This is a genomic window from Rossellomorea sp. LjRoot5 (assembly GCF_964253455.1).
In the GTDB taxonomy this organism is placed as follows: domain Bacteria; phylum Bacillota; class Bacilli; order Bacillales; family Bacillaceae_B; genus Rossellomorea.
In genome coordinates this window covers 711894-725905 of sequence record NZ_CAXUQN020000001.1, presented here as the reverse complement: position 1 = coordinate 725905, position 14012 = coordinate 711894, and the positions used below count along the sequence as shown (strand labels likewise).

16 protein-coding genes and 1 riboswitch are annotated in these 14012 nt (G+C 44.0%); of the genes, 2 read left to right on the top strand and 14 right to left on the bottom strand.

From position 1 onward, the window contains the following. Positions 1-162 precede the first annotated feature (162 nt). The 14 genes from ACSQ2E_RS03565 to ACSQ2E_RS03500 all read right to left on the bottom strand — a co-directional run bounded on the left by ACSQ2E_RS03565 (position 163) and on the right by ACSQ2E_RS03500 (position 12511). On the bottom strand, positions 163-987 hold the full coding sequence (locus ACSQ2E_RS03565) for a MetQ/NlpA family ABC transporter substrate-binding protein (RefSeq protein ID WP_435989381.1): 825 nt from the start codon (positions 985-987) through the stop codon (positions 163-165). A gap of 15 nt (positions 988-1002) precedes the next feature. Further along, entirely contained in the window at positions 1003-1671 is a 669-nt protein-coding gene (locus ACSQ2E_RS03560) for a methionine ABC transporter permease (RefSeq protein ID WP_435989380.1), read from the bottom strand. Beyond that, positions 1668-2690: a methionine ABC transporter ATP-binding protein gene (locus tag ACSQ2E_RS03555; protein WP_435989379.1), complete on the bottom strand. Its 1023-nt coding sequence runs from the start codon at positions 2688-2690 to the stop codon at positions 1668-1670. The genes ACSQ2E_RS03560 and ACSQ2E_RS03555 overlap by 4 nt, the downstream gene beginning before the upstream one ends. Before the next feature lie 146 nt (positions 2691-2836). Further along, positions 2837-2943: riboswitch (SAM riboswitch) on the bottom strand. 111 nt (positions 2944-3054) lie between these two features. Beyond that, entirely contained in the window at positions 3055-3405 is a 351-nt protein-coding gene (locus tag ACSQ2E_RS03550) for an SCP2 sterol-binding domain-containing protein (protein WP_435989378.1), read from the bottom strand. A 244-nt stretch (positions 3406-3649) separates the two neighbouring features. Then, the gene (locus ACSQ2E_RS03545; protein WP_435994378.1) at positions 3650-3964 is read right to left on the bottom strand and encodes a thioredoxin family protein; all 315 of its coding nucleotides are present in this window, start codon (positions 3962-3964) and stop codon (positions 3650-3652) included. 5 nt (positions 3965-3969) lie between these two features. After that, positions 3970-4329 carry a toprim domain-containing protein gene (locus tag ACSQ2E_RS03540; protein WP_435989377.1) on the bottom strand — a complete coding sequence of 120 codons (360 nt, stop codon included), beginning with the start codon at positions 4327-4329 and terminating at the stop codon, positions 3970-3972. A 176-nt stretch (positions 4330-4505) separates the two neighbouring features. Continuing rightward, a complete protein-coding gene (locus tag ACSQ2E_RS03535) occupies positions 4506-4742 on the bottom strand; it encodes a YusG family protein (protein WP_435989376.1) in 237 nt (78 codons plus the stop codon). Positions 4743-4835: 93 nt separating this feature from the next. Next, a complete protein-coding gene (gene gcvH, locus ACSQ2E_RS03530; RefSeq protein ID WP_034764028.1) occupies positions 4836-5219 on the bottom strand; it encodes a glycine cleavage system protein GcvH in 384 nt (127 codons plus the stop codon). A gap of 117 nt (positions 5220-5336) precedes the next feature. After that, positions 5337-5693 (bottom strand): arsenate reductase family protein, encoded by a 357-nt coding sequence (locus ACSQ2E_RS03525; RefSeq protein WP_435994376.1) that lies wholly within the window; start codon positions 5691-5693, stop codon positions 5337-5339. 113 nt (positions 5694-5806) lie between these two features. Continuing rightward, entirely contained in the window at positions 5807-6109 is a 303-nt protein-coding gene (locus ACSQ2E_RS03520) for an ArsR/SmtB family transcription factor (RefSeq protein ID WP_435989375.1), read from the bottom strand. A 31-nt stretch (positions 6110-6140) separates the two neighbouring features. Then, positions 6141-6920: an SDR family NAD(P)-dependent oxidoreductase gene (locus tag ACSQ2E_RS03515; protein WP_435989374.1), complete on the bottom strand. Its 780-nt coding sequence runs from the start codon at positions 6918-6920 to the stop codon at positions 6141-6143. Between the two features lie 137 nt (positions 6921-7057). Then, the gene (locus ACSQ2E_RS03510; protein WP_435989373.1) at positions 7058-8842 is read right to left on the bottom strand and encodes an acyl-CoA dehydrogenase family protein; all 1785 of its coding nucleotides are present in this window, start codon (positions 8840-8842) and stop codon (positions 7058-7060) included. A 68-nt stretch (positions 8843-8910) separates the two neighbouring features. After that, on the bottom strand, positions 8911-10089 hold the full coding sequence (locus ACSQ2E_RS03505) for an acetyl-CoA C-acetyltransferase (RefSeq protein ID WP_435989372.1): 1179 nt from the start codon (positions 10087-10089) through the stop codon (positions 8911-8913). Between the two features lie 37 nt (positions 10090-10126). Beyond that, positions 10127-12511 carry a 3-hydroxyacyl-CoA dehydrogenase NAD-binding domain-containing protein gene (locus ACSQ2E_RS03500; protein WP_435989371.1) on the bottom strand — a complete coding sequence of 795 codons (2385 nt, stop codon included), beginning with the start codon at positions 12509-12511 and terminating at the stop codon, positions 10127-10129. A 431-nt stretch (positions 12512-12942) separates the two neighbouring features. Here ACSQ2E_RS03500 and ACSQ2E_RS03495 point away from each other — a divergent pair, with 431 nt between their 5' ends. Both ACSQ2E_RS03495 and ACSQ2E_RS03490 read left to right on the top strand, forming a co-directional pair. Next, positions 12943-13077, top strand: a complete 135-nt coding sequence (locus ACSQ2E_RS03495; RefSeq protein ID WP_435989370.1) for a YuzL family protein — start codon at positions 12943-12945, stop codon at positions 13075-13077. Positions 13078-13325: 248 nt separating this feature from the next. Then, the gene (locus ACSQ2E_RS03490; protein WP_435989369.1) at positions 13326-13952 is read left to right on the top strand and encodes a YczE/YyaS/YitT family protein; all 627 of its coding nucleotides are present in this window, start codon (positions 13326-13328) and stop codon (positions 13950-13952) included. The last annotated feature ends 60 nt before the right edge of the window (positions 13953-14012 follow it).

The following is a 14012-nucleotide window of genomic DNA, read 5'->3' as shown; positions in this document are numbered from 1 at the left end:
AGACTTTTTCAGTGGCCTCAGCGAAAGCTGTGAGGAGGCTCGCCTTCCGCCCGAGGAAAGCGAAGTCTTGCACGGAAATCAATAGCGGTGTAACAAGTAGTCCCCACTATGTTCGTCTTTAGAGGAAATGGATTAGAATATGTCCCAGCCTCTTTCCTATTGTTATTCGGTTACGGGTACAACGGCTCCATCCCATTCTTCTTTGATGAAGTCCTGGATTTCTTTTGAGCGCAGGGCTTTGACCAGTTCTTTTATTTCTTTTTTGTTTTCGTCGCCTTTATTCACAGCTATTACGTTCACATACGGGGAGTTGCTGTCTTCGATGGCGATAGAGTCTTCAAGGGGTTTCAAGCCTGCATCTATGGCATAGTTGGAGTTGATCACAACTGCGTCCCCTTCTTCGTTTTCATACATTTGCGGAAGGAGGGCCGCTTCGTACTCATAATCGAATTTCAGTTTTTTTGGATTTTCTTTGATATCTTCCAGCTGAGCCTGTGTATTTTCAACGCCGTCCTTTAACGTAATCAGACCCTTTTTCTCTAATAATGTAAGGATGCGGCCATGATCGGATACGGAATTACTCATCAAGATCGTGGCACCTTCAGGAAGGTCCTCAAGAGATTTATACTTTTTGGAATACACGCCGATCGGCTCAATATGAATTCCGCCTGCATTGACGAAATCATATTCATTCTCTTTCATCTGCAAGTCCATGTAAGGGACGGTTTGGAAATAGTTCGCATCCAAATCACCATTATCCAAGTCTTTATTCGGAAGGATATAGTCTTGATACGTTTCAATTTGCAAGTCGATTCCCTTATCTTCCAGAATCGGTTTCACTTTTTCTAGGATTTCTGCATGGGGAACATTTGAAGCTCCTACCACTAACTCCTTCTCGTCTCCGCTTCCGGATCCGGAATCACTCCCGCATGCTGCCAATCCAAAGATACTTGTTGCTGCTACCATTCCTGCTAACCATTTTTTCATCTTTTTTCTCTCCTCTTATCGTTTGTCTAATTTATTTGTGAAGTAGTCTCCAATGATTTGAATTGCGAATACAACGATTAAAATCATAATTGTCGCGGCAAGGGTTACATCCTCCCTGCTCCGTTGAAAACCATCGAGGTAAGCGAGGTTTCCCAATCCCCCGGCACCGATGACACCTGCCATTGCCGTGTACCCTACCAGGGCGATGGCTGTTACCGTGATACCTGAAACCAAAGCCGGAAGAGATTCGGGAATAAGCACTTTCCATATGATTGTGCTTGTCTTCGCTCCCATCGCTTTCGCCGCTTCGATGACGCCTTTGTTCACTTCTCTTAATGCGATTTCAACCATGCGTGCGTAAAACGGTGCTGCTCCGATGATCAGGGCGGGAAGGGCCGCGTTCGCCCCACGGATGGTATCCAATAAGAATTTTGTAAATGGAATCAGTAATACAATCAGGATAATGAACGGAATCGAACGGAATACATTGACCACTGCACTGGTCACGGTATAAGTAAGCTTGTTTTCCCATAAATTTTCCTTGGATGTAAGAAATAACAGGATTCCAAGAATCAGTCCTACTACGAAGGTAATCAGGACTGACATCCCCGTCATATAAAGGGTTTCAACAGTCGCTTCCCACATCTTCTCCCAGTCCACATTCGGAAATAAATTTTCTATCATCCTCGGATCACCTCCACTTTGACCATCTGTTTCTCAGCGAAGGCAACGGCTGCCTGAATCGTCTCTTCGTTTCCATCAAGGTGGACGAATAGCGTACCATAAGCCCCTTTTTGCGTTTGGGAAATCTGTCCTTGAAGGATATTGACATCCAGGTCGAATCTTCGGATCAAGCTGGTAATGAGCGGTTGCTCAGTCGATTCACCAACGAAGGTGAATTTCAGTACTTTTCCTTTAGGATACTGAGCTAAGAGGTGATCGATCGTTTCCCCTGTTTCTTCCACTTGAGATACTTCTCTCACAAATCGCTTCGTCACCTGCTCTTTGGGATTTCTGAACACCTCAAGAACATCCCCAAGCTCTACCACCTTCCCTTGTTCCATGACCGCCACACGATAACAGATTTTTTTGATCACATGCATTTCATGGGTGATCAGGACGATGGTCAGGCCTAAACGTTTATTAATATCCACCAATAAATCAAGGATGGAATCGGTTGTTTGCGGATCTAAAGCAGAGGTGGCTTCGTCACAAAGCAGGACGTTGGGATTATTTGCAAGGGACCTCGCAATACCGACCCTCTGCTTCTGTCCACCGCTCAACTGGGACGGATATGCGTCCCCTCTTCCATCTAATCCAACCAGTTCCAATAATTCGTTGGCTCTTCTCATTCTCTCTTTCTTGGAAACTCCAGCGATTTCTAAAGGAAACTGGATATTTTCAAGTACCGTGCGTGACCACAGGAGATTGAAATGCTGAAAAATCATCCCTATTGACTGCCTCGCCTGCCGAAGATGTTTTCCTTTCACTTGGGAAACGATCTGCCCATTCACATTCACGGTTCCATTTGTGGGAACTTCAAGTCCATTGAGCATCCGGATCAACGTACTCTTACCTGCCCCACTATAGCCAATCACTCCAAAAATTTCTCCTTGGGCAATGTCGATGTTGACGCCATCAACGGCTGAAATAGGTCCTGATTTTGATTGAAAGATTTTTTTCACATTTGAAATGGTAATCATGCTGTCTCCACCTTCTTTCCGAGTAAAACGACATTTTTAATTAGAATTAAAATTACGCTTGCCATTCACACAGCCTTTACGCAAACAATAAAAAATGCCTTCCTGCGATAAGCAGAAAGGCATAATCATATATAGGACTATCCTTTCTCTCATCTTTCAAAGCAAAAGCTTTGAGTGAATTGGCACCATTTCAATTTTCATTGACGGTTGCCGGGCTTCATAGGGCACGTCCCTCCACCTCTCTAAATAAGAGTAAAGTATCAATTTATTTAATTTTTTGAATTGTTAAAGACTCTGAAAATTTGCTACATGGAAGATTCTATCATCGAAAATAGAAGTGTGTCAATTCTTTTTTCTCTTTTTTTCATACTTGAACCGGTTCCTTGACCCTGGACCTCGTCAGCCACAGGACAGACTCGACAAATAACAGCTGACGGTATCCTCCTCTGACTTTCAGGATGTCGTTTTCGATCAGTTGAGACAATCGTTCTTCTCCTGAAAGTAGGGATAGCATGTCCTTCTCTTTTCCCTCAATGACAAAATGGGATTCCCCACTACCATCAGTCAATACAGCACAACCTCCGCTTGAAATGGATATCCCGTATAGGTCCTTTTCACAATGAAATTGAAGAATAAATGGGCTGTCTGGAAACAAGAGTCTTAAGTGATACCTAGAATGACACTGATCTACTAATTCCTCTAAATATATTCGCATGAATACACCCTCCCAGTGAAACTTCTATATAGTATCAATTCCACTTTTAGGTATTTTTCCCTTTTAGACATTCTCGACATGTTTTGAATGAGTGTATCTTATTTGTCGAACAGTAAGAATTTGGGTGATGACCAGTCAAAAAGTGAGCGGATTCGAAACATTTCCCAAGAAATATGTCCTCGTTTGTAGAAAGAAAATCCACAAAAAATAAAAAGACCTTATCTAAAAAGGTCTCTTATCCCCACTAGCTGTTTTGGATTTTGTTGATGGTTTCGTATAGGAATGGTACGGATTGAAAGGCATAGATTCTCTCCATTTCCTGTCCATCTTTAAATAAGAGAAGGCAGGGGACGCTTTCTATGGATTGTTCTTCGGCGAATTGGGGCAGATAGTTCAGGTTCGCCTTCACAAAATGAAATGACTGGGGGAGTTTCTCGACCACTTCCAACATTTTACCCGCGACCTGACATGTACCACACATCGGTGTATATAGATAAACGGCTACAAACGTATGGTATTCGATCGATTGGTTTAATTCTTCTGTCTGGCTTACCTCCAACAAAACTAAATCATCCTTTTTCCTAGATATTCTTTATGCACATCGATATTCGCACCTATGAGAATGGATGCAAGATGATATTCCGGGGCTGCGGCCACTTCCTTATACATCCGGTCGATATAAAGGTGTCCCGCTTCAGGGAATTCACGCTTAAACTGTTTACGTAATTTTTCCCCCGCATCATCCGCATCGACGAGGATGTACACATCCCTTTCAAACAGCTCATCGATGAGTTCGTCCATTTTTGTAATACTGATCGTTCCATTCGTGCAAATAATTTGAATCGGTTCTTTGATTATATCTCTTACTTTCCGCTTGTCGGTAGTACCTTCGACAATGATTACTTTTTCGTCAAGTTCCATCATGATCATCACCTTATCTTTCAGAAATAAGATTAGGATAGTATATTCAGATAACAAGAGATGATGTCCACTTTCTACTTATATTTTCTCATGTTTACAAAAAATAGTGCAAGTGGTTTGTTTCATTGCTTATAGAAATGGTGCCAGATCCATACACGAATCCGGCACCGCGGTCATCCTTAACACCATCCACCTTCGTCACAATCCGTGTACCTTGCATCATGGCCTTCGGTGGAAGTATAGTTCTGATAAATTTTATTTTCTTTTGCTTCGAAGTTCGGTTCCATTGTCAGTCCATCAAGGGGCAGGGACATTTTGCCGATTGACTGATCATCGAGAAATAATTCGACTTCACCATTTTTAATTCTGCCTGTCACCCTGCTTGTGACATCTAATTTCTTTGGTTCAAGTACCATACGTATTCATCCTTTCTTTTTACGCATACACATATAATGCCCAAAAAGAAAAACAAAACACCTTGAGAAATCCTCAAGGTGTCCGGGTGGAAATTATCCTTCATTAATCATTTTATCATACTCTTCAGCTGTCATCAGCTTGTCTACTTCTCCAGCATCTGTTGGTTCCACAACGACCATCCATGCTTTTTCATAAGGTGATTCGTTCACGAATTCAGGGCTGTCGGACAGCTCTTCATTCACTTCGACAACCTTACCGGAAACAGGTGCGTATAGCTCAGAAACGGTCTTTACCGATTCAACACTGCCGAAAGGCTCGTCCGCTTTGATTTCATCTCCAACTTCAGGTAACTCGACGAATACGATATCGCCCAGCTCAGATTGTGCAAATGATGTGATTCCTACGCGTACATTTTCCCCTTCAACTTTGACCCACTCGTGTTCTTCTGAATAACGAAGTTCTTTCGGTGTACTCATTCTCTATCCCTCCAAATGCTAGTTATACAACCTAATATTGACACACTTTTCATCGAAAAAGCAAGAAAACTCAGTGTGAATGATGAAACTTTTTCATCGGAAATCACTTACCCATTTTTACTTCCAGGTTTCCTCGAACGTTTCTTCTTTAAAACCTACGGTCACCTTGCTTCCATCCGTTGTGATCGGACGTTTGATCAGCATCCCGTCTGAGGAAAGGATTTCTAATAATTCATCATCAGAAGCTGAATTCACTTTATTTTTCAAGCCAAGTTCGCGATACTTTTTGCCACTTGTATTGAAAAACTTCTTTAGAGGGTATCCGCTCTTTTCATACAGATTTTCAAGCTCCATTTTTGACGGGGGATTTTCTACAATATGTATTTCATCTATGGAAAGACCATGGTCCTCCAGCCACTTTTTTGCTTTCTTGCATGTACCGCAATTTGGATAAGAATAAAAAGTCAATGACATCATTGCACCACCTTTCCTGGTAGGTACCGGATAGGGTATGTTTCCCATCCGGTCACCGTGAATCTATTTCTTACATTCGACAATATCCGTTAGTATCCTTCTTTTCCGGAACATTACTCACATTGTTTTTCAACGGTTTTAACCAATTCTTTGAGGAGGACGGTTGCGTTGTCCAGCTCAAGAGAATAGAAACGCTGTGTTCCTTTTTGCTCCAGTGATACTAGCTGCTGATCTCTCAGGATCTTTAGGTGATGGGAAACAGCAGGTCTGGATAATGTCAGATTTTCAGTTATCTGATTGACCGTAAGAGGTTCTTGTTCGGCAAGAAGTAAAATTATGTCCTGACGATAAGGATCACTCAGCGCTTGAAATAATGGAATACAAGCACGGAATGTATCGATTGCTTTTTGACCCATAGCCTTCTCCCTTCCACTCATTCACATTCAATTATACCCGTTCCTGTACCTTCCGAACAATATTCGTGACCATTTTACGCGGCATGAATCGAATCGCCTGAGTCAGTATCCGGTTTTTCATACCTGGGACGATCACTACTTTGTCCTTTGTCATCATTTGTTTATATCCTTCTTCCACGACATCTTCCACACTCATCACACCCGACTGGAAGAGCTTAGAGGACTGAAGTTCAGCCGCATCACTGAATCCTGTTTTGGTGGCACCGGGGCAAAGAGCCGTCACTTTGACCCCATGTTTGGCCCACTCATTGGCCAAAGCTTCCGAGAAAGACAGGACATACGCTTTTGTTGCATAGTAAACGGCCATCAATGGTCCGGGTTGAAATGCTGCTGTTGAGGCAACATTTAATATACGGCCATTCTTCCTGCTCACCATTTCCTTCCCAATATACTTGCTCAGCTCTGTCAGGGCCGTGATATTCACTTGGATCATATCCAGCTCTTTGGAAAGTTCCGTTTCCTCAAACTCCCCGAATAAACCGAACCCGGCATTATTGATGAGAATATCGACTCTGATTCCTTGTGCTTTGATTTCACCGTAAAGCTTCTTTGAGGCTTGTGGTTTCGAAAGATCAGAAATAAACACGTGCGCTTCCACCCCGTATTTATTCATGATTTCTTGTGATAAAGCCAGCAGCTTTTCCTCACTTCTGGCTACTAAAATCACATCATGTCCAGAGCCAGCAAACTTATGGCAGAAATTCAGGCCGATACCACTTGAAGCACCAGTTATTAAAACAGTCTTATTCATCTATCCTTACCACCTTTCCTTATATGTTTAAACGATTAAACATTTAAACATATAATAATCCACAGTACGATTGATGTCAAGTTGCAAATCGAAATAAAGGGACGGACCTCCGAATCGGAGGTCCGTCCCTGCTTTACTTACAGTGCATATTTTTCTACATCGATCAGCTTTTCTGATGCTTCACGCTTCACTGCGATCACGTTGATCGGTGTGTGGCGTGTGAACTTACGAAGAGCTGACAGCATCATGCGCAGTGTGTCACCAGTTTCGGTTGCCACAAGCGTTTCTTTTGCATGCTGTTCAATTTCGTTGAAAGCTTCTTGACAGAAGATTTGTGTGTAAAGAAGTTTTTGTTTCGCTTTCTCCACTCCACCTTTTTCAATCGCTTTTTCCGTTCTAAGGACAACGGATTCCATTGCGTAAGCTTGAGAAACGATATCCGCAATGTTAACAAGGATTTCCTGTTCTTTTTCAAGGGCTTTACCATATTTCTGTGCAGCCAATCCTGCCAGCATTAAGCCGATTTTCTTTGCATTTTTCACAAGGTACTTCTCTTGTGCCAATGGCTCATCGCCCACTTCTTCAGGCATAAGCATCATCAATTCTTCTTGAAGAGCCTGCGCTTTTTGAAGTAATGGCAGTTCACCCTTCATGGCTTTACGAAGGTATGTGCCTGGAACAAGAAGTCGGTTGATTTCATTCGTTCCTTCGAAGATACGGTTGATACGGGAATCACGGTACATTCTTTCAATTTCATATTCCTGCATGAAGCCGTATCCACCATGAAGCTGAACACCTTCATCTACAATATAATCAAGCACTTCTGTTGCGAAGAATTTGTTTAAGGAACACTCGATTGCATATTCAGCAATGGATTTTGCAACCTCTGTCCCATTCTTTACTTCTTCATCCGTCAGTTTGCTCATGCGATCCTCGAATAATCCTACTGTACGGTAAACGGAAGATTCCGCTGCGTACAATTTAGACGCCATGGTCGCAAGCTTTTCTTTCGTTAAGTTGAAGCTTGAGATCGGTGTTTTGAATTGCTGACGCTGATTGGTGTATTGAACCGTTACTTCAAGCGCCCGCTTACTGGCTCCGACTGCACCTACTCCTAACTTGTAACGACCGATGTTCAAGATATTGAAGGCGATGATATGGCCTTTACCTGCATCCCCAAGAAGATTTTCAACCGGGATTTCAGCATCTTCAAGAATCAACGTACGAGTGGAAGAGCTCTTGATCCCCATTTTCTTTTCTTCAGGACCTGTTGAAACGCCAGGGAATTCTTTTTCTACGATGAATGCTGAGAAATGCTCCCCATCAATTTTTGCATAAACAACGAACACATCAGCAAATGCAGAGTTGGTGATCCATTGTTTTTCCCCGTTTAAAATGTAATGAGTACCTTCTGCGTTCAATTTAGCTGTCGTTTTCGCACCAAGTGCATCAGATCCGGAACCTGGCTCAGTCAAAGCGTAAGCCGCTAACTTTTCACCCGTAGAAAGTGCAGGAAGATACTGTTGCTTCTGATCTTCGTTACCAAATAGTACGATCGGAAGGGATCCGATACCGACATGTGCTCCGTGAGAGATGGAGAATCCGCCGGCACGGGACATCTTTTCAGCAATCAAAGCCGAGCTTACTTTATCCAACCCTAATCCGCCGTACTCTTCAGGTACATCCGCTCCCAGAAGACCAAGATCCCCTGCTTCTTTTAAAAGACGCACAGAATGATCGAACTCATGATTTTCCAGATTATCAATGACAGGTACGACTTCATTCAGTACATAGTCCTCTGTCGTTTTCGCAATCATTTTTTGCTCGTCGGAATAATCCTCTGGTGTGAAAACTTGCTCAAAGCTTACATCTTCAATTAAAAAACTTCCACCCTTGATTAGCTTGTCTGTTTGATTCGCCATTTCGAATCCCCCTAAAATGATATTTTGAAAGAGGAGAGGGCCTCGAGATTCGAGGTCCGTCCCTCCAATTAACCGATTAATTCAAATACGCCGGCTGCTCCCATTCCGCCGCCGATACACATGGTGACGATACCGAATTGCTGGTTTCTGCGTTTCATTTCATGTACCAGTGAGAGGGTCAGCTTCGCGCCGGTACAGCCTAGTGGATGACCGAGAGCGATGGCTCCACCATTCACGTTCACTCGTTCTTCATCCAGTCCCAGCTGACGGATGACCTGGATCGATTGGGAAGCAAATGCTTCATTCAGTTCAAACAATCCGATATCCGTTAGCTCAAGTCCTGCCATCTTAAGTGCCCGCGGGATTGCTTCCACAGGGCCGATCCCCATGATTTCAGGCGGTACCCCGGCTACTGCGAAGCTTCTGAATTTCGCCATCGGCTGAAGTCCTAATGATCCTGCCTTTTCACGGTCCATCACCATGACGGCCGCTGCTCCGTCACTCGTTTGTGATGAGTTCCCTGCGGTTACTGAGCCCCGTACATTGAAAGCCGGTCGTAATTTAGCCAGTACTTCCGAGCTTGTTCCGGCACGTACGCCTTCATCCTTTGTAAATTGGAAGGATTTCTCGATGAGTTTATTTTCACCGTTCACTGAACGATGGAGTACATCAACAGGTACGATCTCATCGTCAAACTTCCCTTCAGAAATCGCCTTGGCCGCTTTTTGATGGCTTCTTACGGCAAAGGCATCCTGATCTTCACGGGATACGCCGAACTTCGTTGCCACCTGCTCTGCTGTATGCCCCATGCTCATGTAATACTGAGGGGCGTTTTCAGCAAGCTTCGAGTTCGGACGGACCACATGGCCCATCATCGGGACAAGACTCATGGATTCCGCTCCACCGGCGATTGCCGTATCAGAGTGACCGAGCATGATTTTTTCTGCCGCATAGGCAATGGATTGTAACCCTGATGAACAGTAACGGTTGATGGTGATTGCCGGTACGGAATCAGGAAGACCTGCAAGTCCTCCGATATTCCGTGCCATATTCAACCCTTGCTCTGCTTCCGGCATCGCACATCCGATGATCAAGTCATCGATGTTACCTTCATAATTCCCTGCACGCTTAAGGGTTTCTTTCACTACAAGTGCTCCAAGATCATCTGGTCTTACCTGAGCCAGTGATCCTTTTCGAGATTTTCCGACTGGTGTTCTCGCACCAGCGACAATGACTGCTTCGCGCATGATATTCCCCCGCTTTCTCATATGATTGAAACGCTGATTAGTTGCGTAATGGTTTTCCTTTTACAAGCATGTGCTGCATTCTTTGCTGAGACTTAGGCTGTGCAACAAGGCTAAGGAACGCTTCTCTTTCAAGATCCAACAGATATTGTTCGTCGACTTCTGTTCCGTATGGTACTTTTCCGCCTGCAATCACATATGCAAGCTTCTTCGCAATCATCAGGTCGTGGTCTGAAATAAAGCCTGACTGGAACATGGATTGAGCTCCAAGAAGAAGAGTTGCATATCCCGGTTCACCTACAACCGGAACCTTTTTACGGATCGGTGCCGAGTAACCGGCTTCATATAGGCTTAGAGCAGCCTGTTTGGCATCATATAGTAAATGATCATTGTTCACGCTGACTCCATCAGCTTTATTCAAGAAGTTATTATCCCTTGCTTCATCCCCGGATGTGGAAACCTTCGCCATGGCAATCGTTTCGAATACTTTATTGGCCACTTTTTGAAGATCGAACTCCACTCCGTTTGGAAGGTTGGCTAAGTGCTTCATATAAAGCTCTTTGTTTCCGCCCCCTCCAGGGATCAATCCAACACCGACTTCGACTAAGCCCATGTAGGTTTCCATGGATGCCTGGATGTGGGCAGCCGGTAAGCAGACTTCGCTTCCTCCGCCTAAAGTCATTCCGAATGGTGCCGCAACAACCGGTTTAGATGAATATTTGATCTTCATCATCGCCTGCTGGAAGTGGCGTACAACCATATCGATTTCAAACACATTGTCGTCCTGTGCTTCCATAAGGATCATTGCCAGGTTCGCTCCAACACAGAAGTTCTTGCCCTGGTTACCAATGACCAGCCCTTTGAAGTTCTTTTCAACTTCTTCAACGGCAAAATTGATCATTTGTGTAATATCCATTCCAATGGCGTTATTAGGCGAATGGAATTCAAGAAGTGCGATTCCGTCCCCGATGTCAATCAGGCTAGCCCCGGAATTCTTTTTGATCAGCTTTCCTGAATTCTTCAGCGCCTTTAAGTCGATCGCCTTCGGATTGCGCTCTACAAGTTGGTAGTCACCATTGTGATAGAAATAACGTTCTCCATTTTCCTCTTTATAGAAAGTCGAGTTGCCTTCTGAAAGCATCGTTTCCACCCACTGTGGGACCGGGAGTCCTTCTTCCTTCATACGGGTTATTGATTTTTCAACTCCGATTGCATCCCATGTTTCAAATGGTCCCATTTCCCAACCGAAGCCCCATTTCATGGCTTGGTCGATGCCCACGATATCATCTGCAATTTCACCATGAAGCTCGGCTGAATACGTTAAGACCGGAGACACGATATTCCACAGAAGTGACCCTGCCTGATCTTTTGCATAGACAAGTGATTTGATTTTATTTTTTAAGCCCTTTTCATTTTTCGCCATTTCAAGTGAAGCCGTTTTCAGCTTTTGGCGGGGCTGATAGTCCATCGTTTCAGGATTAAGCTCCAGGATTTCCTTCCCTTTTTTAAGGAAGAAGCCTTGCCCGCTCTTACTTCCAAGCCAGCCGTTTTCAAGCATTTTCTGCATGAACGCCGGTACTTCGAACACCTTCTGTTCTTCGCCTTCCACCTGGTCATACACATTCTTTGCAACATGTGCGAATGTATCAAGTCCTACTACATCGAGTGTACGGAAAGTGGCGCTTTTCGGTCTTCCAATCACAGGTCCTGTGATCGAATCGACTTCCCCTACAGAGTAGCCGCCTTTCAGCATTTCCTGAACGGTGATCAATAAGCCATACGTTCCGATACGGTTCGCAATGAAGTTTGGCGTATCCTTTGCCATGACGACACCCTTACCGAGGACGTCTTCACCAAATGTTTTCATGAAACTCACTACTTCCGGATCCGTCTTCTTCGTAGGGATCACTTCAAGAAGTTTCAAATAACGTGGTGGATTGAAGAAATGCGTGCCGAGGAAATTCTTCTGGAAGTCTTCTGACCGTCCTTCTGACATCGCCTCGATTGAAATCCCTGACGTATTGGAACTGATGATGCTTCCCGGTTTGCGGTAGCGTTCCACTTGCTCGAGTACCTTCTTCTTAATATCTAAGTTCTCAACGACTACTTCGATGACCCAGTCACAATCGCCGATATTTGCAAGATCATCCTCAAAGTTGCCTGCTGTAATTAGTGAAGCATTTTGTTTTGACGTCAGTGGTGCCGGTTTTTGTTTAAATAGCTTTTTTAAAGCTTTTTCACTAAATTGATTACGAAACGCCTTGCTCTCTTCTGTAAGACCCTTCGCCTTATGTTCGTCGGTCAATTCTCTTGGTACGATATCTAATAACATTGTCGGGATGCCGATATTTGCAAGATGCGCGGCTATTCCTGAACCCATGACTCCTGATCCTAACACTGCGGCTTTCTGAATTCTACGAACCAATGGTATTTCCCCCTTATCAACACTTTGAATGAATACTCATTCATTTTTATCTCAAAAAAAAGACTCGAATGAGTTCCTGTTACATCTAATATATCGGATTTTCTAAAATATCGCAATATTTAAAGAGTTAAATTTACAAAAAATTCTCTATTGTCTCTCACCCATACATAGGCAAACGTCTAAACCAACCTATTCAACAACCCAAGTCCACGTGCCTATACATAAGCGCCAACATATTCTCTCCTATTATATATATGAAATTTTGGAGGGACGGACCTTGGGTAGACGACCATTTCTGCTCCCATTTTTCATTACAAGCTTGTTATATAGGGGTTTTCAGCCGCGCTCCTCTTCGTTTCCACTGAAAATATGAGGTCCGTCCCTCATATTTTTTTCGGGATCCGGGAATGTTAGGAGTGGAGGTGTTCGAAATGGCGAAGCAGAAGAAGGATCCTTCTAAGGCTGGGGTTAGTGCAGCGAGTGTGAAGGGTGATGCCGGTCCGACGGTTGAGAGGGACGGCGGCAAGAGAAACAGTCAAAACAATCAATTTAAGAAGCAACCATAGGAAGCGGAGATGGCACCTGATTAGATCGGGTGCTTTTTTTTACCTCACCTCCGCCGCCGTCGCACCCATTTCCCACCCCCACGTCCCATACAAAAATTAACTTTGCCTTCCCGTCCCTTTTAAAGTAAACTATTACTATCAATTCAAAGACGTCAGACCTCCTACTTTAACAACATCTTAATCAAAGTAGCACGTCTGTTTTTTTAAGCACATGAATGATAACGTTTACAGATAAGGAGACTATGTGAATGAAGCGCAGATTTTTGTTTTTTACGATTGGACTTTTCATTTTAACGATGGGGGTTGCCCTGATCATTAAGTCGGGCCTCGGAGCCTCTGCCTGGGATGCCCTCGCGGTTGGGGAGTCGAATATGTTCGGATTCACCGTAGGGACGGCCGTATTTATCAATGGGATTGTGTTGATCGGTCTCAATGCCATCATTATGAAAAAGAAACCTGATGTCCTCGCGGCAGGATCGATTCTTGTCATTGGCCTGTTAATTGATTTTTGGCTGCTCGTTGTCTTTAACAATTATGCCCCTGAGATGCTTTTGAATCAGCTGGTTGCCCTAGCTTCCGGGATTTTGACGATGGGGCTTGGAATTGCGATTTACCTTCAGGCGAAGTTTCCAGCCAGTCCCATGGATACTCTTATGGTTGCCATCCATACACGTTTCGGGTTAAACCTTCGAAACTCCCGGATCATCAGTGAAGGATTTGCCCTTTCACTGGCATTCCTCTTTAAAGGGGACATCGGAATCGGGACAATCATTGTCACCCTCACATTAGGGTTCGTCGTTCAATACAGCTTCCCGATATTCGAACAGCTCTTCGAGAAGAAAACAATGGGAAAAGCAGCCGTTTCTGCTGACTGACCTTAACCAAAAAAAGCAATCTTTCCAAAAGGGAAGATTGCTTTTTTTCTTTCATGATGG

Bases quoted from the DNA above. Each gene is read 5' to 3' on its own strand.
- ACSQ2E_RS03540 (WP_435989377.1), bottom strand. From the start codon at position 4,329: ATGATGGAACTTGACGAAAAAGTAATCATTGTCGAAGGTACTACCGAC.
- ACSQ2E_RS03510 (WP_435989373.1), bottom strand. From the start codon at position 8,842: ATGGCGAATCAAACAGACAAGCTAATCAAGGGTGGAAGTTTTTTAATT.
- ACSQ2E_RS03520 (WP_435989375.1), bottom strand. From the start codon at position 6,109: ATGGGTCAAAAAGCAATCGATACATTCCGTGCTTGTATTCCATTATTT.
- ACSQ2E_RS03565 (WP_435989381.1), bottom strand. From the start codon at position 987: ATGAAAAAATGGTTAGCAGGAATGGTAGCAGCAACAAGTATCTTTGGA.
- ACSQ2E_RS03495 (WP_435989370.1), top strand. From the start codon at position 12,943: ATGGCGAAGCAGAAGAAGGATCCTTCTAAGGCTGGGGTTAGTGCAGCG.
- ACSQ2E_RS03535 (WP_435989376.1), bottom strand. From the start codon at position 4,742: ATGGTACTTGAACCAAAGAAATTAGATGTCACAAGCAGGGTGACAGGC.
- ACSQ2E_RS03525 (WP_435994376.1), bottom strand. From the start codon at position 5,693: ATGTCATTGACTTTTTATTCTTATCCAAATTGCGGTACATGCAAGAAA.
- ACSQ2E_RS03560 (WP_435989380.1), bottom strand. From the start codon at position 1,671: ATGATAGAAAATTTATTTCCGAATGTGGACTGGGAGAAGATGTGGGAA.
- gcvH (WP_034764028.1), bottom strand. From the start codon at position 5,219: ATGAGTACACCGAAAGAACTTCGTTATTCAGAAGAACACGAGTGGGTC.
- ACSQ2E_RS03505 (WP_435989372.1), bottom strand. From the start codon at position 10,089: ATGCGCGAAGCAGTCATTGTCGCTGGTGCGAGAACACCAGTCGGAAAA.
- ACSQ2E_RS03515 (WP_435989374.1), bottom strand. From the start codon at position 6,920: ATGAATAAGACTGTTTTAATAACTGGTGCTTCAAGTGGTATCGGCCTG.
- ACSQ2E_RS03490 (WP_435989369.1), top strand. From the start codon at position 13,326: ATGAAGCGCAGATTTTTGTTTTTTACGATTGGACTTTTCATTTTAACG.
- ACSQ2E_RS03555 (WP_435989379.1), bottom strand. From the start codon at position 2,690: ATGATTACCATTTCAAATGTGAAAAAAATCTTTCAATCAAAATCAGGA.
- ACSQ2E_RS03550 (WP_435989378.1), bottom strand. From the start codon at position 3,405: ATGCGAATATATTTAGAGGAATTAGTAGATCAGTGTCATTCTAGGTAT.